Origin of the sequence: Billgrantia antri, assembly GCF_019430905.1 — a bacterium.
In the GTDB taxonomy this organism is placed as follows: domain Bacteria; phylum Pseudomonadota; class Gammaproteobacteria; order Pseudomonadales; family Halomonadaceae; genus Halomonas; species Halomonas antri.
Map to the genome: position 1 here is coordinate 526,245 of NZ_JAHYCA010000003.1, position 21,956 is coordinate 548,200.

Consider the following 21,956-nt stretch of genomic DNA (forward strand, 5'->3'; position numbering starts at 1 on the left):
ATGGATTTTCAGCAACGCATACTCGGCCATTTCAATGCCAGTATCGACACCAAGACCTACGCCAGCGAGGTACTGCCCCCCTTCATCGAGGTCGCCAGCCAGATGATGGTCCAGTGCCTGGTCAACGAGGGCAAGATACTGGCCTGTGGCAACGGCGGAAGTGCAGGCGACAGCCAGCATTTCTCTTCCGAACTGCTCAACCGCTTTGAGCGGGAGCGCCCCAGCCTACCAGCGTTGGCACTGACTACCGACACCTCGACGCTGACCTCGATTGCCAACGATTACAGCTACAGCGAGGTTTTCTCCAAGCAGATCAGGGCGCTTGGTCAGCCCGGCGACATCCTGCTGGCCATCTCGACCAGCGGCAACTCGGGCAACGTCATCCAGGCGATTCAGGCCGCCCATGACCGCGACATGGCCGTGGTCGCCCTGACCGGCCGCGACGGCGGCGACATGGCGTCACTGCTCGGCCAGGACGACTGTGAGATCCGCGTCCCCGCGACCTCCACGGCTCGCATTCAGGAGGTTCACCTGCTGGTGATCCACTGCCTGTGCGACCTTATCGATGAACAACTCTTCGGCAGCAGCGAGTAACTCCAATGACCTCAACCAGACTATTCATCACTCTTCTGGCCTCCCTGGTCCTGGCCCTCGGCGGCTGTACAGCGGTCACCGGCGTCACCAACCCCGGCACCATCGACGAGAACTACGGCAGGCGCACGCTGGGCGCCCAGGTGGAAGACGAAAGCATCGAAACCAAGATTGCGCACAACATGCGCCGCAGCGATGCGCGTCTCGGCGATGCCCGCATCAACGTCGACAGCTACAACGGTATCGTCCTCCTCACCGGCCAGGTGCCCAGTGAAGAGCTGAAGCAGAAGGCCAGCGAAGTGGCACTGGAAGTCCGAAACGTTCGCGATGTGCACAACGAGCTGTCCGTCGCCGCCAACCTGCCGGCAAGCCAGCGCCTTTCGGATACCTGGACCAACACCCGCATCCGCACTACCCTGGCGGCCGACGAAAGCATCGATACCGGCCGGCTACGCTTCATCACCGAGAACGCCACGGTCTATATCATGGGCATGGTCACACAGGCCGAAGCAGATCGCATCGTCAACGCCGTTGCCGACGTCGGCGGCATCCAGCGTATCGTCAAGGTCTTCGATTACCTCGACTGAGCCCGTACGCATGAACGCAGAACGGCAGGCCAAGGCCTGCCGTTCTGCGTTCGAACCAAGACTTGCCAGCCGTCAGCTATTTGATTACGCGCAGCGAAGGGCGCTTACGGGATGAAGCGGCTTTTTCACCGGATGTCGGCTTGCCGTGCTGCGACTGCGCATCGCCCTCTTCCCGCTCTGCTTCACCGCCATCCACGCCGCTGAGCCCGGGCTTGTCCGAGGCGCCATCTTCCTCCTGCCGAGGAGCCGGCATGATAGGCTCATGACCAAAGACCATGCCTACACCGTTCTCCTTGGCATAGATGGCCACCAAGGCCGGCATGGGCACGACGACCTGCATCGGCTGCCCGCCAAAGCGAGCACCGAAGCTGATGGCATCATTCTCGATATGCAGGTCCCGCACGGCGGCAGGCCCGATGTTCAGCACGATCTGGCCGTTCTGCACGAACTGACGCGGCACGCTGACGCCTGGTTGCTCGGCATCTACCACGACGTAGGGAGTCTGGTCATTGTCCAGTAGCCACTCGTAGAGGCCTCGGGCCAGGTAGGGACGGCTCGACAACATGGCGTTCTACCCTCCAGTCTATCGACATCGGGAAATCCCGACGCCAGGTTCAGGCGCGCATCTCGCGCTCGTTCTCGCTCAGCGACGACACGAAGGAGTCCCGCTCGAACAGGCGCTCCATGTAGGCAACGAGCGGCTTGACCTGTTTCTCGGGAAGCTCGATGCCCAGCACCGGGAGCCGCCAGAGGATCGGCGCGATGCAGCAGTCCACCAGCGAAAACTCTTCGCTCATGAAGAACGGCACATCCTCGAAAATCGGCGAGATACCAACCAGGCTCTCACGCAACTCCTTGCGTGCCTTTTCCACGTCCTTCTTGCCCCCACTCTCGATCTGCTCGACGAGAGGACACCACTCACGCTCGATGCGATGCATCCACAGTCGGCTTTGCGCACGCGCAACGGGATACACCGGCAACAAGGGCGGATGGGGAAAGCGCTCGTCCAGGTATTCCATCATGACCTTGGACTCATATAGCGCCAGATCGCGATCGACCAGGGTCGGCACGCTGTTGTAGGGGTTCAGGTCGGCAAGTTCCTCGGGACGCTGGTCGCCATTGACCTCGACGATATCCACCGCCACGCCCTTTTCGGCGAGCACGATGCGTACGCGATGACTGAAATGATCATCGCCTCCCGAGTAGAAGATCATCGACGACCGCTTGGCCACTACACCCATGTAACAATCCTCGCATCAATTCGAACCAGCATGATAGCACGCACCTCCAACTGCTAGGTGACCCATGCTCTCGACTTGGAACAATACGCAGGGGGCGCATGGCACGATGGCCATACGCCCCCTACGGCACAACCCCGATTCGAACGAATCAGTGAATGTCGCGCCAATACTCGCGCTTCAGCAGGTACGCCAGCACACCGAAGATGAAGATGAAGATTAACACCTTCGGCCCCAGCGCCTGGGCGTGCAGCTTGGTCGGCTCGCCCACGTAGGCCAGGAAGTTGGTCAGATCGTAGACCGCTTCCTCGAACTCGTCCGGCTCCATGGCGCCGGGCTGTGTCACTTGCAGCACCTCGCAGGACTGATACTTGCCGGTCAGCGGGTCGAGCTCCGCACCGTGGACCGGACGATCCGTCTCGGCACACACCTTTTCCTGCACGCCCTGCAGCGGCTCCAGCACGTTGGGCATGGCCACCAGGTCGAACACTTCGTTGTTGACCCCGTTGGGACGCTCGGGGTCGCGATAGAAGGTCAGCAGATAGGAGTAGATCCAATCGGTGCCGCGCAGACGTGCCTCGAGGGTCAGATCAGGGGGCGGTGCACCGAACCAGCTCTCTCCGTCATCGGTGCTCATGGCGTTATGCATCTGGTCGTTGAACGCCAAATCAGACGAGAAGATCAGGTTTTCCTCGACGAGCTCCTGGGGAATGTCGAGATCCTCGGCGGCACGAGCGAAGCGCTGATGCTCGAGCGAGTGGCACCCCATGCAATAGTTGACGAAGAGCTTCATGCCCCGCTGCAGCGACGCCTTGTCGTGCAGATCCGGCGTCATCGAGTAAGGCACGCTCTCGCCACCCGCAGCCATCGCAGTGAACGGCACCAGCGCGAAGAGCAGTGCGAACAGTTGCTTTTTCATTAGCCAGTCACCCTCTCCGGTACGGGTTTGGTCTTCTCCATGCGCGTGTAGAACGGCATCAGCAGGAAGAAGGCAAAGTAGATCGCCGTACAGACCTGCGCCAGCAGGGTACGACCGTCGGTTGCCGGCAGCACGCCCAGCACACCGAGGATCACGAAGCTGATGACGAACAGCGTCAACATCACCTTGGAGATCCAGCCCTTGTACCGCATGGAATTCACCGGGCTGCGGTCAAGCCAGGGCATTACGAACAGCACCGCGATGGCAGCCCCCATGAATACGACGCCGAGGAACTTGGCATCCAGCCCGAAGATCGAGAAAGTGATGGCCCGCAAGATGGCGTAGAAGGGCGTGAAATACCATACCGGCGCGATGTGGTCCGGTGTCTTCAGTGGGTTGGCCGGCTCGAAGTTGGGCTTCTCGAGGAAGTAGCCGCCGCCCTCGGGGAAATAGAACAACACCACGCAGAACACGAACAGGAACACCGCCACCCCGAACACGTCCTTGACGGTATAATACGGGTGGAAGGGGATACCGTCGATCGGCTTGCCGGTCTCGTCCTTCTTGGCCTTGATGTCGATGCCGTCCGGGTTGTTGGAGCCGACCTCATGCAGTGCAATGAGGTGAAGCACGACCAACGCCAGGATCACGATGGGTAATGCCACCACGTGCAGGGCGAAGAAACGGTTGAGCGTGATCCCGGAAATCAGGTAGTCGCCACGCACCCACTGGGCCAGGTCCGGGCCGATGCCGGGGATTGCCGAAAACAGGGAAATGATCACCTGGGCACCCCAGTAGGACATCTGCCCCCACGGCAGCAGGTAACCCATGAAGGCCTCGGCCATCAGCGCCAGGTAGATGGCCATGCCGAAGATCCAGACCAGCTCGCGGGGCGCTTTGTAGGAGCCGTAGAGCAGGCCACGGAACATGTGCAGGTAGACCACCACGAAGAAGGCGGACGCACCGGTGGAGTGCATGTAGCGAATCAACCAGCCCCACTCCACGTCGCGCATGATGTATTCGACGGAAGCGAAAGCACCCTCGGCGGAGGGATTGTAGCTCATGGTCAGCCAAACGCCGGTAAGGATCTGGTTGACCAGCACCAACAAGGCGAGAGAACCGAAGAAATACCAGACGTTGAAGTTCTTGGGCGCGTAATACTTCGACAGGTGATCCTGCCACATCTGCGTGGCGGGGAAGCGGTCATCCACCCAGCGCATGAACCCGCTTTCTGCCTTGACACGGTTCGGGTTACCCATCAGGCACTCTCCTCATCTTCACCGACGACGATCACGCTGTCGCTATCGAAGCGGTACGGCGGGACCTCAAGGTTGGTCGGGGCCGGCACGTTGCGGAAAACGCGGCCAGCCAGATCGAAGCGAGAACCGTGACAGGGACAGAAAAAACCACCCGGCCAGTCGTCCGTCCCCACGCCCTCGGCATTGGGTTCCGGCCGGTAGAGCGGCGAGCAACCCAGATGAGTGCAGATCCCGATAATGACGCCGATCTCGGGCTTGATGGAACGCAGCGGGCCGGACACATAGCTCGGCTGCTGCGGCTCTTCGGACTCGGGGTCGGCCAGACGGGAGGGATCGAAGCCCTCGATCCGCTCGATCATTTCCGGAGTGCGATTGATGATCCACACCGGACGACCACGCCATTCGACGGTCATGCGCTGCCCGGGCTCGAGCTTCGACACGTCCGCCTGAACGGGCGCGCCCGCCGCTCTCGCCTTGGCACTCGGCTGCCACGAAGCCACAAAGGGAACTGCCACTCCCACGGCCCCCACCGCCCCTACGACGGTGGTAGCCCCGAGGAGAAGACGGCGCCGCCCTTTGTTCACGCCGTTGTCTGCCATTTTCTGGTTTCTCCCATCAGCTTACCCGTTGATCCCGCACGGAATGAGTTCCGCGACCACGGATACCAAATCCGCCATATATTAAGGAATCGCACCGCCAGGCACAAGACGAAACAGTCCTGACCAAGGTGGCACATGACGCCCAATTTATTGAAATTCAAATAAAAAACCCGGGCAAATGCCCGGGTTTTTTGCCCCGCCTGAGCGCAATCAGCGCTTGGAGAACTGCGGACGGCGACGCGCCTTGCGCAGGCCGACCTTCTTGCGCTCCACCTGGCGCGCATCGCGAGTGACGTAGCCAGCGGCGCGCAGCGCCGGGCGGAAGTCCTCGTTGTACTCCATCAGAGCACGGGTAATACCGTGACGAATGGCACCCGCCTGAGCGGAACCACCACCGCCCTTGACGGTGACATAGACGTCGAACTGACCAGTCGTCTCGGTCAGTTCGAGCGGCTGGCGAACCACCATGCGGCCGGTAACGCGACCAAAATACTGATCCAGGTCACGGTTGTTGACGGTAATCTTGCCGGTGCCCGGCTTGAGGAAAACACGGGCTGTCGATGTCTTGCGGCGCCCGGTACCGTAATACTGCTGTGCCATGGTGATGATCCCCTCAGATGTTCAGTTCTTGCGGCTGCTGGGCGGCGTGCGGATGCTCGGCGCCGGCGTAGACCTTGAGCTTGGAGTACATGGCGCGCCCCAGCGGCCCCTTCGGCAGCATGCCCTTGACGGCAGACTCGATCACGCGCTCGGGTGCATGCGCGATCATCTTCTCGAAATTCATGGAGCGAAGACCGCCCGGGTAGCCGGTATGGCGATAGTAGGTCTTGGCCTTGGCCTTGTTGCCGGTGACCCGAACCTTCTCGGCATTGATCACGACGATATAGTCGCCGGTATCGATGTGAGGGGTGAACTCGGGCTTGTGCTTGCCACGCAGGCGGCGCGCGATTTCGGTGGCCAGACGACCGAGCGTCTTGTCTGCCGCGTCGACGACATACCAGTCGCGCTGCACGCTCTGCGGCTTAGCAGTGAACGTTTTCATGGAGAAATCACCACAAGATCTATCAAGTGCATTGGACCCCGTGCGCCGTGGCGCCATCAGGATCATCCCTATTTTTCTTGGTTGCCGCGCCAACGAGCGGCGGCAACGGTCGAGGAGCGCGTATTCTACATGAATAGCACGCTCGGGTTAAAGCCCTATCTGACTTGCCATCAAGGCTTGTGCGGCAGCCCGAGGTACTCGTGAGACTGCATCTCCTGCAGCCGCGACAGGGTACGCTGAAACTCGAACGCGAGGCGGCCATCGGCATACAGCGACTCTGCTGGCGCCTCGGCCGACATCAGCAGCTTGACGCCGCGATCATAGAACTCGTCGACCATGTTGATGAAGCGACGCGCCTGGTCGTCGGTGGCCGCCCCCATGCAGGTCACGTTGGAGACCAGCACGGTATGGAACTCGCGGGCCAGCTCGATGTAATCGTTCTGGCTACGCGGCCCATCGCACAGCTCGCGGAACTCGAACCACACCACGTCATCATGCAGCCGGCGCGCCTTGAGCAAGCGGTGATTGATCTCGACCGGCACGTCGACCTCGCCTTCATGTCGGGCGATTTCACGAAAGCTGCGCAACAGCTCACGCTCCGCCGCGCCATCGAGCGGGGCGTGGAATATCTCGGCACGCTGCAGGGCACGCAGGCGATAATCGATCCCCGAATCGACGTTGACCACGTGACAGTGTCGTTTGATCAGCTCGATGGCGGGTAGGAAACGGGCGCGCTGCAAGCCATCCTTGTAAAGCTCGTCAGGCACGATGTTGGACGTGGTTACCAGCACCACGCCGCGCTCGAACAGCGCTTCGAGCAGATTGGCGAGGATCATGGCATCGGTGATGTCCTTGACGAAGAACTCGTCGAAGCAGATCACCCTCGCTTCGGCGGCGAACTTGCCGGCGATCAGCGTCAGTGGGTTCTTCTCGCCCTTGTAGTGCTCCAGTTCGTTGTGCACACGCTGCATGAAGCGGTGAAAGTGGGTGCGCATCTTGTCGGGAAACGGCAGGGATTCGTGAAAGGTATCGACGAGGTAGGTCTTGCCACGGCCCACGCCACCCCAGAAATAGAGCCCCTGGATCACAGGCAATACCGGCTCCTCCGGCCCTTTGTCGCGCTTGCCGAACAGCCCGGCCACCCGGGATTTGAGGCCCCGCCCCGTGGTCACGGCCCGGGGCTCGGTCCTCGGGGACGCCACGAGCTGGTCGTAGAGGCGCTGGAGGTGCTCCACGGCCTGCTCCTGGGCGGGGTCGTAATGAAAATCGTCACGCTCGAGATCGGCCCGGTAACGTGCCATCGGCGTAGCCGCCGAAGAGGAACCCGCAGACGTCACGGTCGCGCACATGGGGAGTTTCCTTGCTTGATCATGGCTCGCATCGTTGCAGGGCCAACATTATACGCATCCGGAGCGCCGCGCGCAGGAAAAAGGCGACTGCCGATATGTCGAGCGTTGACCCGCCGACTGCCAACGCTTCTATAATGGGCCGCCAGACATGGCTCGAACCGGGCAGCGGCACAAGCACCGGCGTGTATCAGCATCAGGGAGAACTACGTGGATTACGGCAATGTGAACTGGATCGTGGCAATCGTCAGCCTGCTGGTCGGCCTTGGCCTCGGCGCCCTCGGCTATCGCGCGCTCGGCACCTCGGCCACGCAGATGCAGAAACTGCGTCGCCAGATGGCCGAGCGCGAGCGCGAACTCGGCGTGATGCGGGAGGGCATGAACGAGCACTTCTCCCAGGTGGGCATGATGGTGAACAACATCCAGCGCGAGATGCGTACTCTCGAACATCGCCTCACCGAGGATGCCAGCACCCTGCACTGTGAACCCCGTCGCGACCGTCAGCTGAAGGCAGCCGACCAGCCAGCCCTGACCGGGGGCGACGACGAAATCCCGACACCTCGCGACTATGCAGATGGCTCCGGCGGCACCCTGTCGGAAGACTTCGGCCTAAAATCCAGCGACGACAAGAGCGAGGCCCCTCAGCCGCCGCGCTATTGACGGCCCACCATCGGGCCAATTATCAGGCCGGGTTGTCGATATCGACAAAGCGATGCTCGACGCCGAACTCCCGCTCGAGCCATTCCCCCAGCGCCTGCACGCCGTAGCGCTCGGTGGCATGGTGCCCGGCCGCCAGATAATGGATACCGAGCTCACGCGCCAGATGCGTAGTGCGCTCGGAGATCTCACCCGAGATGAAGGCCTCGGCACCGGCCTCCCAGGCCTGGGTGATCATGTCTTGAGCCCCGCCGGTGCACCAGGCAACACGCCGCACCAGCGCCTTGCCGGGCGCCTCGACGAGCAACGGCTCCCTGCCCAGGCGCTCACCGACATGGCGTGCCAGGGCCCCGGGCGCCATCGCCTCGGGCAAACCGCCAAGCCATACCAGCCCTTGACCCAGCACACCATCGGCACACCCCTCCACGCGAAACCCGAGCCGACGGCCAAGCTCGGCGTTGTTGCCGAATTCGGCGTGTGCGTCGAGCGGCAAGTGGTACGCCAGCAGATTGATGTCGTTGAGCAGCAGGGTACGAATGCGCCGCTGCTTGATCCCGGTGATCGCTACCGGTTCGTTTTTCCAGAAGTAGCCGTGGTGAACAAGCAGCAGGTCCGCCTTCCACGCCGCCGCCTCGTCAAGTAACGCCTGGCAAGCCGTCACGCCGCTCATCACGCGCCGCACCTCGTCACGCCCCGCCACCTGCAGGCCGTTGACGGTATAGTCCTTGAACGCGGGGGCGTCGAGCAGCGTATCGCAGGCTCGTACCAGCTCGGTTCGCAAAATCATCCGTGCCTCCGGACAGCGCTTCGCTGTCGATGTTACAATCCGCTCCATTGTAACGACTGAGCGGGCTGCCATCGATTGCCCGCCGACCAGGAAACGCCGCATGCGTCGTTCATTGTTAGCCTATGCCTTGCCCGTCCTCATCGGCGTGCTGTTGGCCATCGTCTTGCTGAATACCTTTCCGCAACTGCTGCGCACCCCCTCGGCACCGGACCCCACCACTCAGTCCGCGCCGACAACCGAGCTGCAGCCGGTGACACGCCCCTCCCCCGAACTCCAGCAGGCCCCTCCGCTGGCGCGCCAGCAGGGCCCGGTCAGCTACTCTACTGCGGTCGAGAAGGCCGCCCCGGCAGTCGTCAACATCTACTCGTCGAGGGTCGTTGAGCGCGAGGAGCATCCGCTGATGTCGGACCCGTTCTTCCGCCAGTTCTTTGCCGACGACCTGCCGACCCAGCAACGCCTGCTGTCGAGCCTGGGCTCGGGCGTCATCGTCAGCGACGATGGCTACGTGCTGACCAACCATCACGTCATTGATGGCGCCGACGAGATCCAGGTGGCCTTACGCGACGGCAGAGAGACATTGGCAGAAGTGATCGGCACCGACCCGGAAAGCGACCTGGCCGTGCTGCAGATTAACCTGGATCGACTACCAGTGATTCATCTCGCCGATACCGAGGACGTGGCGGTGGGTGACGTCGCCATGGCCATCGGCAACCCCTTCGGGGTGGGCCAGACCGTCACCATGGGCATCATCAGCGCCACGGGGCGCAGCCACCTAGGCTTGAGCGCCTACGAGGACTTCATCCAGACCGATGCCGCCATCAACCCCGGCAACTCCGGGGGTGCCTTGATCAATGCCGAAGGCTCCCTGGTAGGAATCAACACTGCCATATTCTCTCGCTCGGGCGGATCCCAGGGGGTCGGCTTCGCCATTCCTATGCGCCTGGCGCGCTCCATTCTGGAGGACCTGGTGACTCAAGGGCGCGTGATTCGCGGCTGGCTGGGTATCGAAGCGCAGGAGATGACGCAGGATCTGGCGGCCTCCTTCGGCCTCCAGGCACCTCGCGGCGTGGTCATCTCCGCCGTGGTACCGGATGGCCCCGCCGCCCAGGCTGGCCTGCGCCCGGGTGACGTGCTGCTCGAGGTCGACGGACGTCCCATTCTCGATGCCCGTGCCGCCATGAGCGACATCGCCGCCATCGAGCCGGGCGCCACGCTCCCCTTGACGCTGGTACGCAGCGGCGAGACCTTTACCGTGGAGCTGGAGGTCGGGGAGCGCCCGCTGCCACCGAGCCGTCGCCCCGACCGCTGAGGCGTCTGATGTTACTCCTTGATGCGATACTCGGCGGAACGGGCATGAGCCGTCAGCGACTCGCCGCGCGCCAGCACCGAGGCTACCCTGCCCAACTGCGACGCTCCCTCCTCGGAGCAGTTGATGATCGAGGAGCGCTTCTGGAAGTCGTAGACGCCCAGCGGTGAGGAGAAACGCGCCGTGCCGGAAGTCGGCAGCACGTGGTTGGGACCGGCACAGTAGTCGCCCAGCGCTTCGGCCGTATAGCGCCCCATGAAGATGGCGCCGGCATGCCGCACCTCGGGCAGCAGTGCCTCCGGATCGGCCACAGAGAGTTCGAGGTGCTCCGGCGCAATGCGGTTGATCAGGCCCACGGCCTCGTTGCGATCACGACAGCGAATCAGCGCCCCACGGCGCGCCAGCGACTGGCGCACGATCGCTTCGCGCTCCAAGGTCGGGAGCAGGCGAGCGATGGCCGCTTCGACCTCAGCCAGGTGACGCTCGTCCCAGCTGACCAGCAGCGCCTGCGCATCTTCATCGTGCTCGGCCTGGGAAAACAGATCCATGGCCAGCCACTCCGGATCGGTTCCGCCATCGGAAACCACCAGGATTTCAGAAGGCCCGGCGATCATGTCGATGCCTACCTGTCCGAATACGGCACGCTTGGCAGTGGCGACATAGATGTTGCCGGGCCCGACGATCTTGTCGACCCTGGGCACGCTCTCGGTGCCGTAGGCCAGAGCGGCTACCGCCTGGGCACCGCCGATGGTGAAGACATGATCGACGCCGGCTAGGTGGGCCGCCGCCAGCACCAGCTCGTTGAGCACGCCATCGGGAGTCGGCACGACCATGACGATCTCACGCACACCCGCCACATGGGCCGGAATGGCATTCATCAGTACCGAGGAGGGATAGGCCGCCTTGCCGCCCGGCACGTAGATGCCAGCCCGGTCCAGCGGAGTCACCTGCTGGCCGAGGATGCTGCCGTCCTCCTCGGTGTAGGACCAAGACGTCGGCTTTTGACGCTCGTGATAGAGCCGGATACGTTCGGCAGCCCGGGCCAGGGCATCGCGCTGGGCGTCGGGCAGTTCCCGATAGGCCTGCTCGAGACGAGCCGCACCCAGCGTCAGCTCGTTCATGCCCGCGACCGTCAGCCGGTCGAAGCGCTGAGTGTAATCGATGAGGGCTGCATCGCCCCGTTCACGAACCGCCGCGATGATCTCCGCCACGCGCCCCTGGACCTCGGCGTCCGACACGCCTTCCCAGGCCAGCAGCGCGTCCAGCCGCCTCTCGAAATCGGCATCCGCGGTCGCCAGCCGGGCAATGTCGACGGATTCGACAAGGGTTTCGCTCATGGTCGCCTACGCCTCCAGATGATATGGTCTCGTTGCTGATGCCAGGCACAGGTGGCTATCGCGCCGCTGCCTCGGCACCCACCCGCCGGCGCTCCACCGCCTCGGCCAGGCGTGCGATCAGCGGCTTGAGGCGCTCGTGCTTCATGGTCATGGCCGCCTTGTTGACCACCAGGCGCGTACTGATCGAGGCGATCAGCTCTCGCGGCGACATGCCATTGGCGCGCAGGGTGTTGCCGGTATCGACGATGTCGACGATCTCGTCGGCCAGGTTCATCAGCGGCGCCAGCTCCATGGCCCCGTAGAGCTTGATCACCTCGGCCTGAATGCCCTGCTCGGCATAGTAGCGACGCGCCACGTCGACGAACTTGGTAGCGACCCGGCGTCTTGCACGAGCCGGCTTGGCGCCATCGATGCCCGCCGTCATCAGCTTGCACTTGGCGATTTCGAGATCCAGCGGCTCGTAGAGCCCCGACGCGCCGTGTTCGAGCAGCACGTCCTTGCCTGCCACGCCCAGATCGGCCGCACCCAGCTGCACGTAGGTCGGCACGTCGGTAGCGCGAATCACTACCAGCTTGACGTCGTCGAGATTGGTGTCGAAGAGCAGCTTGCGGCTCTTGCCCAGGTCCTCGGCCGGAACGATACCGGCTTCCGCCAGCAGCGGCAGGGTCTCGTCGAGAATACGGCCCTTCGACAGGGCCAGAATCAGTTGCTTGCTCATGGTCTCGCCTATGGTCGGAAACCGCAGGGATCGCTTAGCGCTCAGCCGGGAACGCGGCGAATCCGGGCCCCCAGCAGTTGCAGCTTCTCTTCGATGCACTCGTAGCCGCGATCGATGTGATAGATGCGATCGACCAGGGTCTCGCCCTGGGCCATCATGGCCGCAATGACCAACGAGGCCGAGGCGCGTAGATCGGTTGCCATCACCGGTGCGCCGGAAAGCCGCTCGACCCCGGTAATCATGGCGGTGTTTCCCTCCAGCGCCACCTGGGCCCCCATGCGGTTAAGCTCCTGCACGTGCATGAAGCGGTTCTCGAAAATGGTTTCGACCACATGAGAGGTACCGTCCGCCACAGCGTTGAGGGCCACGAACTGTGCCTGCATGTCAGTGGGGAACCCCGGGTAAGGTGCGGTGCGAATGTTGACCGGGCGTGCTCGCCGCCCCTCCATGTCGAGTTCGATCCAACCGTCACCGACGGTCACCTTGGCACCGGCCTCCTCGAGCTTGGCCAGTACCGCCTCGAGAATGTCGGCACGGGTATTGCGTACTCGCACCCGACCTCGCGAAAGCGCCGCGGCCACCAGAAAGGTGCCGGTCTCGATGCGGTCCGGCATCACGTCATGATAGGCGCCGTGCAGCCGCTCGACGCCTTCGATGATGATGTTGTTGCTGCCATGACCGCGGATCTTTGCGCCCATCTTGATCAGACACTCGGCCAGATCCACTACCTCGGGCTCTCGCGCGGCGTTTTCCAGCACCGTGGTGCCTTCCGCCAGGGTGGCCGCCATCAGCAGGTTCTCGGTACCGGTGACGGTAACGGTATCGAAGAAGATGGTGGCCCCCTTGAGCCGGCCGTCGACGCGAGCGCGGATGTAGCCGCCCTCGACATGGATATCCGCCCCCATGGCTTCGAGGCCGCGAATGTGAAGATCCACCGGCCGCGAGCCAATGGCACAGCCGCCGGGAAGCGACACGTCGGCATGGCCGAAATGTGCCAGCAAGGGGCCGAGCACCAGGATCGAAGCTCGCATCTTCTTGACCAGCTCGTAGGGTGCATGACAGTCACGCACCTGGGAGCCATCGAGCTGGATGGTCATCTTCTCACCCATCACCGGCTCGACGCCCATGCGTCCCAGCAGCTCCAGCGTGGTGGTTATGTCCTGAAGGTGCGGCAGGTTGCCGATGGTCACCGGCTCCTCGGCCAGCAGGGTGGCACACAGAATGGGCAGTGCCGCGTTCTTGGCACCGCTGGCCCAGACCTCGCCGTCGACGGGTCCGTTGCCGGTAATGATCAACTTGTCCATGAGTGTTCGACCGTCAGGCGCCCTGGCCAGGTGAAGTCGCGTTCTCCGGCGCACTAGCCCACTGCGCCGGGGTGAAGGTCTTGATGCTCACGGCATGCAGTGCACCCGAGGCGATCTCCTCCGAAAGAGCGCCATAGATCAGCTGCTGTCGTTTGACCGGCGGCAGTCCGTCGAAGACTTCGCCCACGGCGATGACCTGGAAGTTGCAGCCTTCGCCCTGGATGTAGAAATCGCAATCCTCGAGGCGCGCCTCGAGCAGCGCCTTGACGTCACTGGGTTGCATGAAAAACGGAACTCCTGTGGGACGAATGGAGCGGCACGCGACACCATCGCGAGCCGTTGCCAGAAACGAGAGTTCCTACATGGTAAAGAAAAGCATCGCGCTTGGCGATGCCGGCGCCGGGCTTTTCCGGCTGTGAATCAGGCTTCCCCCGCCAGCGGCAGGAGTTCGTCGAGCCCCGCCACCCGGGTCAGCCGGGCCAGCGGCGCCGAGAGCCTGACTTGGCGAATCTCGACGTCAGCCGCACGCGCCTGGCGCGCCCACTCGAGCAGCACGCTGAGCGCAGCACTACTTACTTGCTCGACCCCCTCCAGGTCGAGTACCACCCGGGCACCGGCAGACTGCTCGGCGAGCCAGTCACTACCCGCCTCGGCCAGCGGCGCGGCGATTCCGAAATCGACATCGCCGCTCACAGCCAACCCCTCGAGGCCAGCCTCCAGCCGCACACCGGCACGCTCGAGCAAGCGGCTCATGCTCCCCCGCCCTCCTCGAGCTCCTCGGCAGCAATCTCGGGCGACCAGCTGGCGATCACCGCATCGTAATCACGCCCGTGGTCACGCATCGCCTGATCGAACTGGTTGCGGAAGGTCAGCCCCAGGTTGATGCCGTTGACGATCACGTTGACCACCTTCCACTGACCGTCGCTCTGGCGCAGCGTGTAGCTGACCGGATAGGCGGTTCCGTCCATGGCCACCACCTCCATGGCCACGGATGCCTGATCCTCGTAGCGCGGAGGGCTCTGGCTGTCCAGCACTCGCAGCTCGCGATAATCGAAGGTCACCAACCCTCTGGTATAGGTGTCGATCAGCGTCTGGCGGAAGACGTTGACGAATCGCGAGCGCTGCTGCGGGGTGGCATTCTGGAAGTAGCGTCCCATCACGCTGGCGCCGATGTAGCGGAAGTCGGCGATGTCGTCGAGACTGGCGTCGACCAGTGCCTCGAGCTCGTCCAGGTGGTTGGCATAGTAATCCTTGCGCCCATCGATCTGCCCCATCAGCTCATCGATACTGTCACGGATCACCTGCTCGGGAGCACGCTCGGGCGCCGCGGCAGCCGACAGGCTGGCAAGCGTCAGGCACAGCCCCAGGAGGAAACGACGCAACAGGGCGAAGGAGAGTGTCATCTGGCTCATCAGTCGACCTCGCAAGAAAAAAGGGATCAGTCATTGACCATGTTGGACACGAACTGCTGGATCAGTTCCTCCAGCACGATTGCCGACTGGGTATCGCGGATGGTATCGCCAGCCGCAAGCATCTCGGGATCTCCGCCGACACTGAGCCCGATATACTGTTCGCCCAGCAGGCCGGCGGTCAGGATGGATGCCGTGGTGTCACGGGGAAGCTGACCTTCGAGTTCTGCGTCGAGCTCGAGGATGACCCGGGCATCGTACCACTCGGTATCGAGCTCTATGGCGGTGACACGCCCCACCGTGACGCCCGACATGGTGACCCGGGCACGTGGCTTGAGGCTGCCAATGTTGGCGAAGTTGGCCTCGAGCTGAAACGTGTCGCTCGGTGCCGTGAAGGTCAAACCGCTGACGCGCAGCCCCAGGAATAGCAGCCCCAGGATGCCGGCCAGCATGAACAGGCCGACGCCCAGCTCCATCGTCTTGCTGCGCTTCATCCTGCTTCTCCCTGTCGCGCTGTACCCCGTACCACCATCAGGAAAATCCTCCGAACATGACCGCAGTCAACACGAAATCCAGGCCCAGCACCGCCAGCGAGGCATAGACCACCGTACGCGTGGTAGCACGTGATATTCCCTCCGACGTCGGCACCAGGTCGTAGCCCTGGTACACCGCGATCCAGGTCACTACCAGCGCGAACACCAGACTCTTGACCATGCCGTTGCCGACGTCGTCGAAGAAGTCGACATTGGCCTGCATGCTGCTCCAATAGGAGCCCTCGAACACGCCCAGCCACTCGACGCCGACCAGATAGCCGCCGTAGATACCGATCACACTGAAGCCGATCGTCAGCATCGGCAGCGCGACGAAACCGGCCCACAGCCTCGGTGCCACTATCCTGCGCAGCGGATCGACACCGATCATCTCCATGCTGGTGAGCTGTTCTGTAGCCTTCATCAGGCCGATCTCGGCGGTAAGCGCCGAGCCAGCACGTCCGGCAAACAGCAGCGCCGCCACCACCGGGGACAGCTCACGCAAAAGCGACAGCGACACCATCTGCCCAAGCGCTTGCTCGGCGCCGAAATCGACCAGAATCGTGTAGCCCTGCAGCGCCAGCACCATGCCGATGAACAGCCCCGACACCAGCACGATCGCCAGCGACAGAACACCGACGAAGTGCATCTGTCGCAGCCACAGGTAGCAACCCTCGCGGGAGGGAATGCCAACGGCCGACTGGGCGAGAAACAGACTCGCCCTCCCCAGCGCCTCGAGCACATCGCAACCACTGCGCCCGAGGCGCACGATGCGGCCGATCATGGCCGCCCCTCCAGGTTGAGGATATCGCGGAAATAGTCCGGCGCCGGATAGTGAAAGGGCACGGGGCCATCCGGCTCGCCATGCACGAACTGGCTGACCCGCGGGTCGTCGTCGATATCGAGGCTTCCGGGCGTGCCATGCGCCATGACCCGGCCATCGGCGATGACGTAGACATAGTCCGCAATCGACAGTGTCTCCTGGATATCGTGCGACACCACGATTGAGGTCAGGCCCAGCGCCTCGTTGAGCTTCTTGATCAACTGCACCAGCACCCCCTTGGAGATCGGGTCCTGACCCACGAACGGCTCGTCGTAGAGCACCAGGTCGGGATCCAGCGCGATCGCCCGTGCCAGCGCGACACGCCGCGCCATGCCGCCGGACAATTCAGCCGGCATCAGCTCGCGTGCCCCTCGCAATCCCACCGCCTGAAGCTTCATCAGCACCAGGTCGCGAATCATGGTCTGCGGCAGGTCGGTATGTACACGCAGCGGAAACGCGACATTCTCGAATACGCTGAGATCGGAGAACAGCGCCCCACTCTGGAACAGCATGCCCATTCGCCGGCGCAAGGAAAACAAGGCCTTGCGCGACAAGGCGTGCACATCCTGCCCGGCGATCAGCACCCTGCCGGCATCGGGCAGTAACTGTCCGCCGATCAGCTTGAGCAGCGTCGTCTTGCCGGTACCGCTGGGACCCAGGATGGCCGTGATCCGGCCGCGGGGAATCCGCAGCTCGACACCGCTGAAGATGGTCTTCTCGCCACGCGAGAAACGCAGGTCCTCCACCTCCACGAAGGGGGAATCGATCATGCCGCACGGTCCTGGGAAAATTATCGAACATCGTATCCTAACTCATCTACCCGACGCCAGCCCACCGGGTGCGCGACTTGCACCCAAACCAGTGAAGACGTCTAATGTGCGGCCTCACTCGTCTCCCTGACTCGTTTGCCATGTGGATTCCCCTCGTCACCGTCGTCCTCGGCCTTGCCGTACTCACCTGGAGCGCCGACCGTTTCGTCAATGCCGCGGCAGCCACCGCCAGCCGTACCGGCCTGAGCGCGATGCTGATCGGCATGACCGTCGTGGCGCTGGGCACCTCGGCTCCCGAGATGGTGGTCGCGCTGTTCGCCGCGCTCGACGGTCTACCGAATCTGGCCATCGGCAATGCCCTGGGCTCCAACATCGCCAACATCGGGCTGGTGCTGGGCGCCACGGCACTGGCACGCCCCATCCCGGTCCCCTTTTCCCTGGTGCGCCGGGAGCTCCCGCTACTGCTCGGCGCAACCGGAATCACCGGCTATGCGCTGGGCAACGGCATACTGGGGCACTTCGACGGCTTGATCCTGTTGATCATGATGGTGTTCAGCGTGTGGTGGCTGATTCGCGCCGACACCCCCGACACCAGCCCGATCAGCGAGATCCCCGACATGACGGTGAAGAGCGCGCTCTCCTGGCTGGTCATTACCTTACTGCTGCTGTCACTGAGCTCCCGCGCCCTGGTGTGGGGTGCCAGCGAACTCGCGCGCGGTCTCGGCATCAGCGAGCTGGTCATCGGCCTGACCGTGGTGGCCGTGGGCACCAGCCTGCCGGAGCTGGCTGCCTGCGTGGCCAGTGCCGTGAAACGTCACCACGACCTGGCCATCGGCAACGTTATCGGCTCCAACCTGTTCAATCTGCTGACCGTGCTGCCGATACCAGCGCTCATCGCCCCCGGCGCCCCCGACCCGGATGCCGCGGGACGCGACTATCGTGTCATGCTGCTGCTAACGCTGGCTCTGGCCGCACTGTTGCTGTGGCAACGCCAGGGCCGCCTAGGCCGTCCCATTGGTGTCGCCCTGCTGCTCTCCTATGCCGCCTACCTGGCGTGGCTCGGTATCAGCGGTCGTGCCACTTGAGTGAAACCTCGCATCGGGCAACAATCATCGTCATGAACTCAGACGAATCCACCGCGCCCCCCGGCAGCGCCACCCCAGCCACCTCGACGCTGAGGGAAAGCGCACGCCGCACCCTCAGGATCGAGGAGCAGGCCATCGCGGCCCTCAAGGGGAGGCTCGACAGCCATTTCGACCGCGCCTGCGAGCTGATGCTCGCCTGCCAGGGGCGAGTGGTGGTGACCGGCATGGGCAAGTCGGGGCACGTTGCCGGCAAGATCGCCGCCACGCTCGCCAGCACGGGCACGCCGGCCTTCTTCGTGCACCCCGGCGAGGCCAGCCATGGCGATCTGGGCATGATCACGCCGGGCGATGTGGTACTGGCCCTGTCGAACTCCGGCGAGACCGCCGAAGTCACCGCACTGCTGCCGCTGCTCAAGCGTATCGGCACCCCGCTGATCAGCATGACCGGCCGCCCCGAATCGACCCTAGCCCGCCATGCCGATGCGCATCTCGATGCCGGCGTCGAGCGCGAGGCGTGCCCGCTGGACCTGGCTCCTACGGCCTCGACCACCGCCGCCCTGGCACTGGGCGATGCACTGGCCGTGGCCCTGCTCGAGGCGCGCGGCTTCACCGCCGAAGACTTTGCCCTGTCGCACCCCGGCGGCAGCCTGGGCAAGCGCCTACTGCTGCGTGTCAGCGATTTGATGCATCAGGGCGAGCGATTGCCCAGCGTGCCCCTGGGCAGCCCCTTGCGTGACGCCCTGCTCGAGATTACCCGTCAAGGGCTCGGTTTCACCTGTGTCGTCGACGAGCAGAATCGCCTGATCGGTGTCTATACCGATGGCGACCTGCGTCGCACGCTCGACCAACACCAAGACCTCAGCCAGTTGACGGTGGACGACGTCATGACCCGTCCCGGCAAGCGCATCGCCCCCGATGTGCTGGCCGCCGAAGCGGTGCGCATGATGGAGGACAACCTGATAACGGCGCTTGCCGTCGTTGACGAAGCAGGCCACCCGATCGGCGCCCTGCACATGCACGACCTGCTGCGAAGCGGCGTGATCTGACATTACCCTGACCAAGGAGAGCCCATGGCTCTGGCCAGCTCCACCCTCGACCCGCACCTCGTCGATCGTCTGCGCAGGATTCGCCTGCTGGCGCTGGACGTGGATGGCGTACTCACCGACGGCCGCCTCTACTTCCAGGCCGACGGCGTAGAGATCAAGGCGTTTCACACCCAGGACGGCCTGGGCCTCAAGCTGCTGCGTCGCGCCGGCCTGCAGGTGGCCTTCCTGACCGGACGCGAGTCGCCGATGGTCAGTCACCGCGCCGCTGCCCTGGGCATCGACCATGTCTACCAGAGCTGCGAGGACAAGCTTGCAACCCTGCGCGAGCTGTGCACGCGCAAGGGTATCGAGCTCGAACAGGTGGCCTACTGCGGTGACGACCTGCCCGACCTGGCCGCCATCCAGCGCGCCGGGGTTGGCATCACCGTCCCCAACACGCCGGTCTATATACGCGATATGGCCGACTACGTTACCGAACGCAGCGGCGGGCATGGCGCGGTGCGCGAGATTTGCGACCTGCTGCTCGAAGCGCAGGGGCATCGTGACGCGCTGGTCGACACCTACCTCCACGGCAAGCGTTGAGGCCAACGGGTATGCTGCGCCGGCTACCGCGCCCCTCGTTCCGTGCCTGGCTGTTCCTGCTGCTTCTACTGCTCGGCGGCCTGATCGCCTGGCTGGATCCCTGGCAGGCCCCGGCACCCGGGCCGGTGCCCAGCGACGAGGCGGGCGAGCCCGACTATTTCCTGGAGCAGGCCCAGTTGACCCGCTTCGATGCTACCGGCCGCGCTCACCAGCGCCTGGAGAGCCCACGACTCGTCCATACCCCCCATGACGACGTCACCCGAGCCGTCGAGCCAGAGGCCCATCTGATAGACCGCGAGGGCCGACTGTGGGTGGCAAGCGGCACGGAAGGCCGCCTCGGCCCGGGCGGCAATCCGCTGACGCTCACCGGCGACGCCCGCCTGCTTGCCCCCGAGGAACGCTGGCAGCTCGACACCGAGACCCTGCACTTCGACGCCGACACGGGCCACGCCTGGAGCGACACGCCTGCCCTGCTGCAGCAGCCACCACAGCGTATGCGCGGCGAACGTTTCGACGCCTGGATCCATGACAATCGGGCACGTTTGACCGACAATGTGCGCGGCCACCATGTGCCCGAAGGCACCCAGACGGACCAGGCCGACGCCGTCAACCTAGAGGATTTCACGCCATGACGCGATACAGGCTCCCGACCCTATGCCGGCCTCTCATCCTGATGCTGGCTGGTGCGGCGCTGCTCAGCCTGGCGGGCATGGATTCGGTCGTGGCACAGCAGCGCGACGCCGAACAGCCCATCGAGGTCGCGGCCGATCGACTCGAGCTCGACGACCAGGCCGGCACGGCGGTTTACACCGGTGATGTCGATATTCGTCAGGGCAGCATGCAGCTGACCGGTGACCGAGTCGAGTTCCAGCGCAATGAAGCCGGCGAGCTCTCGCGCGCCACAGCCTACGGTGAACGCGCCTACATCGAGCAGCAGCCCGATCCGGAGCAACCGGTCGTTCGCGGCTGGGGGCGCAAGATCATCTACCATGTCGCCGAACGGCGAGTGGAACTGATCGACCGCGCCGAACTGCATCAGGGCGGCGACACCTTCGAAGGTGGCTATCTGGAATATTTCCTCGATCGCCGTGTCGTTCAGGCCCGCGCCCAGAGCGAGGGCGTCGAAGGCAGCCAGCGCATACGCATGACGCTGCAGCCGGAGCGCTGAGATGTCGATGAAGACCCTACATGCCCGGCATTTGGCCAAGAGCTACAAGCGCCGACGCGTGGTGCACGACATCAGCATCTCGATCGAGCAGGGCTGCGTGGTGGGCCTGCTCGGACCCAATGGGGCCGGCAAGACCACCTCGTTCTACATGATCGTCGGGCTGATAAAGGCCGATGCCGGCGACGTCTATATCGACGACCTGGACCTCTCCCACAGCGCCATGCACGAGCGCGCTCGTGCCGGTATCGGCTACCTGCCCCAGGAAGCCTCGATCTTTCGCAAACTGTCGGTGGCCGATAACATCATGGCCATCCTGGAGACACGACGGGATCTAGACCGTCGTGGGCGACAGGCGAGGCTCGAGCAGCTGCTGGAGGACTTCCACGTCACCCACATCCGCGACAACCTCGGCATGAGCCTGTCCGGTGGTGAGCGGCGACGCGTCGAGATCGCCCGGGCACTGGCCACCGAGCCGGCCTTCATTCTGCTCGATGAGCCCTTTGCCGGGGTCGATCCGATCTCGGTAGGGGAAATCAAGGGCATCATTCGCCAACTCAAGGCGCGCGATATCGGCGTATTGATCACTGATCACAACGTACGCGAAACGCTGGACATCTGCGACTCGGCCTATATCGTCGGCGACGGCCAGATCATCGCCGAAGGCGATGCCGAGGCCATTCTGGCCAACCGACGGGTCCGCGAGGTTTACCTCGGCGAGGACTTTCGTCTGTAGCTCACTCCATCGCATTATGCAAGCCCCCGGACTGCATTAAAACATTCTAATCAGGGATAAAAACCCTTACTGGCATACATATTGCAGTCAACTCTTGCAAGTCGCGACCTTCCCGTCTAG

The 21,956-nt window shown here is 63.5% G+C and carries 28 protein-coding genes; 10 read left to right on the forward strand and 18 right to left on the reverse strand.

What is annotated here, in order from left to right:
- Both KPL81_RS10440 and KPL81_RS10445 read left to right on the forward strand, forming a co-directional pair.
- Entirely contained in the window at nt 1–594 is a 594-nt protein-coding gene (locus tag KPL81_RS10440) for a phosphoheptose isomerase (protein WP_159553038.1), read from the forward strand.
- A gap of 5 nt (nt 595–599) precedes the next feature.
- Nucleotides 600–1,178, forward strand: coding sequence for a BON domain-containing protein (locus KPL81_RS10445; protein WP_219791913.1), 579 nt, complete (start codon nt 600–602; stop codon nt 1,176–1,178).
- A gap of 76 nt (nt 1,179–1,254) precedes the next feature.
- Here KPL81_RS10445 and KPL81_RS10450 read toward each other — a convergent pair whose 3' ends face one another.
- The 8 genes from KPL81_RS10450 to zapE form a co-directional block, all read right to left on the reverse strand.
- Entirely contained in the window at nt 1,255–1,743 is a 489-nt protein-coding gene (locus KPL81_RS10450; RefSeq protein ID WP_219791915.1) for a ClpXP protease specificity-enhancing factor, read from the reverse strand.
- A 49-nt stretch (nt 1,744–1,792) separates the two neighbouring features.
- Nucleotides 1,793–2,419, reverse strand: a complete 627-nt coding sequence (gene sspA / locus KPL81_RS10455) for a stringent starvation protein SspA (RefSeq protein WP_209472984.1) — start codon at nt 2,417–2,419, stop codon at nt 1,793–1,795.
- A gap of 148 nt (nt 2,420–2,567) precedes the next feature.
- Nucleotides 2,568–3,335: a cytochrome c1 gene (locus tag KPL81_RS10460; RefSeq protein ID WP_219791917.1), complete on the reverse strand. Its 768-nt coding sequence runs from the start codon at nt 3,333–3,335 to the stop codon at nt 2,568–2,570.
- Entirely contained in the window at nt 3,335–4,594 is a 1,260-nt protein-coding gene (locus tag KPL81_RS10465) for a cytochrome b (RefSeq protein WP_209472988.1), read from the reverse strand. Before KPL81_RS10465 ends, KPL81_RS10460 begins: the two co-directional genes overlap by 1 nt.
- Nucleotides 4,594–5,193, reverse strand: coding sequence for a ubiquinol-cytochrome c reductase iron-sulfur subunit (petA, locus tag KPL81_RS10470; protein ID WP_209472990.1), 600 nt, complete (start codon nt 5,191–5,193; stop codon nt 4,594–4,596). Before petA ends, KPL81_RS10465 begins: the two co-directional genes overlap by 1 nt.
- A gap of 210 nt (nt 5,194–5,403) precedes the next feature.
- Nucleotides 5,404–5,793 carry a 30S ribosomal protein S9 gene (gene rpsI, locus KPL81_RS10475; protein WP_149326461.1) on the reverse strand — a complete coding sequence of 130 codons (390 nt, stop codon included), beginning with the start codon at nt 5,791–5,793 and terminating at the stop codon, nt 5,404–5,406.
- A 13-nt stretch (nt 5,794–5,806) separates the two neighbouring features.
- Nucleotides 5,807–6,235 (reverse strand): 50S ribosomal protein L13, encoded by a 429-nt coding sequence (gene rplM / locus KPL81_RS10480; RefSeq protein WP_209472992.1) that lies wholly within the window; start codon nt 6,233–6,235, stop codon nt 5,807–5,809.
- 170 nt (nt 6,236–6,405) lie between these two features.
- Nucleotides 6,406–7,584, reverse strand: coding sequence for a cell division protein ZapE (zapE, locus tag KPL81_RS10485; RefSeq protein WP_219791919.1), 1,179 nt, complete (start codon nt 7,582–7,584; stop codon nt 6,406–6,408).
- 207 nt (nt 7,585–7,791) lie between these two features.
- Between zapE and KPL81_RS10490 the strand changes: the two genes are divergently transcribed.
- Nucleotides 7,792–8,241, forward strand: coding sequence for a Z-ring associated ZapG family protein (locus KPL81_RS10490; RefSeq protein ID WP_219791921.1), 450 nt, complete (start codon nt 7,792–7,794; stop codon nt 8,239–8,241).
- A 22-nt stretch (nt 8,242–8,263) separates the two neighbouring features.
- Here the strand turns inward: KPL81_RS10490 and KPL81_RS10495 are convergent, their stop codons facing one another.
- Entirely contained in the window at nt 8,264–9,025 is a 762-nt protein-coding gene (locus tag KPL81_RS10495) for a Nif3-like dinuclear metal center hexameric protein (protein ID WP_219791923.1), read from the reverse strand.
- 100 nt (nt 9,026–9,125) lie between these two features.
- Between KPL81_RS10495 and KPL81_RS10500 the strand changes: the two genes are divergently transcribed.
- On the forward strand, nt 9,126–10,334 hold the full coding sequence (locus KPL81_RS10500; RefSeq protein ID WP_219791925.1) for a Do family serine endopeptidase: 1,209 nt from the start codon (nt 9,126–9,128) through the stop codon (nt 10,332–10,334).
- 11 nt (nt 10,335–10,345) lie between these two features.
- Here the strand turns inward: KPL81_RS10500 and hisD are convergent, their stop codons facing one another.
- The 9 genes from hisD to KPL81_RS10545 all read right to left on the reverse strand — a co-directional run bounded on the left by hisD (nt 10,346) and on the right by KPL81_RS10545 (nt 17,222).
- The gene (gene hisD / locus KPL81_RS10505) at nt 10,346–11,668 is read right to left on the reverse strand and encodes a histidinol dehydrogenase (RefSeq protein WP_219791927.1); all 1,323 of its coding nucleotides are present in this window, start codon (nt 11,666–11,668) and stop codon (nt 10,346–10,348) included.
- A gap of 55 nt (nt 11,669–11,723) precedes the next feature.
- A complete protein-coding gene (hisG, locus tag KPL81_RS10510; protein ID WP_219791929.1) occupies nt 11,724–12,386 on the reverse strand; it encodes an ATP phosphoribosyltransferase in 663 nt (220 codons plus the stop codon).
- 41 nt (nt 12,387–12,427) lie between these two features.
- Nucleotides 12,428–13,690: a UDP-N-acetylglucosamine 1-carboxyvinyltransferase gene (murA, locus tag KPL81_RS10515; RefSeq protein WP_219791931.1), complete on the reverse strand. Its 1,263-nt coding sequence runs from the start codon at nt 13,688–13,690 to the stop codon at nt 12,428–12,430.
- 13 nt (nt 13,691–13,703) lie between these two features.
- Nucleotides 13,704–13,973 carry a BolA family protein gene (locus tag KPL81_RS10520; RefSeq protein ID WP_209473008.1) on the reverse strand — a complete coding sequence of 90 codons (270 nt, stop codon included), beginning with the start codon at nt 13,971–13,973 and terminating at the stop codon, nt 13,704–13,706.
- Nucleotides 13,974–14,110: 137 nt separating this feature from the next.
- A complete protein-coding gene (locus tag KPL81_RS10525) occupies nt 14,111–14,443 on the reverse strand; it encodes an STAS domain-containing protein (protein ID WP_209473011.1) in 333 nt (110 codons plus the stop codon).
- On the reverse strand, nt 14,440–15,102 hold the full coding sequence (locus KPL81_RS10530; RefSeq protein ID WP_209473013.1) for an MlaC/ttg2D family ABC transporter substrate-binding protein: 663 nt from the start codon (nt 15,100–15,102) through the stop codon (nt 14,440–14,442). The genes KPL81_RS10525 and KPL81_RS10530 overlap by 4 nt, the downstream gene beginning before the upstream one ends.
- Nucleotides 15,103–15,128: 26 nt before the next feature.
- On the reverse strand, nt 15,129–15,593 hold the full coding sequence (gene mlaD, locus KPL81_RS10535) for an outer membrane lipid asymmetry maintenance protein MlaD (RefSeq protein ID WP_209473015.1): 465 nt from the start codon (nt 15,591–15,593) through the stop codon (nt 15,129–15,131).
- 37 nt (nt 15,594–15,630) lie between these two features.
- Nucleotides 15,631–16,413, reverse strand: coding sequence for a lipid asymmetry maintenance ABC transporter permease subunit MlaE (gene mlaE / locus KPL81_RS10540; RefSeq protein WP_219791932.1), 783 nt, complete (start codon nt 16,411–16,413; stop codon nt 15,631–15,633).
- Nucleotides 16,410–17,222 carry an ABC transporter ATP-binding protein gene (locus KPL81_RS10545; RefSeq protein ID WP_219791934.1) on the reverse strand — a complete coding sequence of 271 codons (813 nt, stop codon included), beginning with the start codon at nt 17,220–17,222 and terminating at the stop codon, nt 16,410–16,412. Before KPL81_RS10545 ends, mlaE begins: the two co-directional genes overlap by 4 nt.
- 140 nt (nt 17,223–17,362) lie before the next feature.
- Here KPL81_RS10545 and KPL81_RS10550 point away from each other — a divergent pair, with 140 nt between their 5' ends.
- Genes KPL81_RS10550 through lptB form a run of 6 tightly spaced genes read left to right on the forward strand, consistent with a single transcriptional unit; the run spans nt 17,363 to nt 21,836 of the window.
- Nucleotides 17,363–18,307 (forward strand): calcium/sodium antiporter, encoded by a 945-nt coding sequence (locus tag KPL81_RS10550; protein WP_219791936.1) that lies wholly within the window; start codon nt 17,363–17,365, stop codon nt 18,305–18,307.
- Between the two features lie 32 nt (nt 18,308–18,339).
- Entirely contained in the window at nt 18,340–19,353 is a 1,014-nt protein-coding gene (locus KPL81_RS10555) for a KpsF/GutQ family sugar-phosphate isomerase (RefSeq protein WP_240549166.1), read from the forward strand.
- Between the two features lie 24 nt (nt 19,354–19,377).
- Nucleotides 19,378–19,935: a KdsC family phosphatase gene (locus KPL81_RS10560; RefSeq protein ID WP_219791938.1), complete on the forward strand. Its 558-nt coding sequence runs from the start codon at nt 19,378–19,380 to the stop codon at nt 19,933–19,935.
- Nucleotides 19,936–19,946: 11 nt separating this feature from the next.
- Nucleotides 19,947–20,567 (forward strand): LPS export ABC transporter periplasmic protein LptC, encoded by a 621-nt coding sequence (lptC, locus tag KPL81_RS10565; RefSeq protein ID WP_209473026.1) that lies wholly within the window; start codon nt 19,947–19,949, stop codon nt 20,565–20,567.
- Nucleotides 20,564–21,103, forward strand: a complete 540-nt coding sequence (gene lptA / locus KPL81_RS10570; RefSeq protein WP_419974881.1) for a lipopolysaccharide transport periplasmic protein LptA — start codon at nt 20,564–20,566, stop codon at nt 21,101–21,103. The genes lptC and lptA overlap by 4 nt, the downstream gene beginning before the upstream one ends.
- Nucleotides 21,104–21,110: 7 nt before the next feature.
- On the forward strand, nt 21,111–21,836 hold the full coding sequence (lptB, locus tag KPL81_RS10575; RefSeq protein ID WP_209478649.1) for an LPS export ABC transporter ATP-binding protein: 726 nt from the start codon (nt 21,111–21,113) through the stop codon (nt 21,834–21,836).
- Nucleotides 21,837–21,956: the final 120 nt, after the last annotated feature.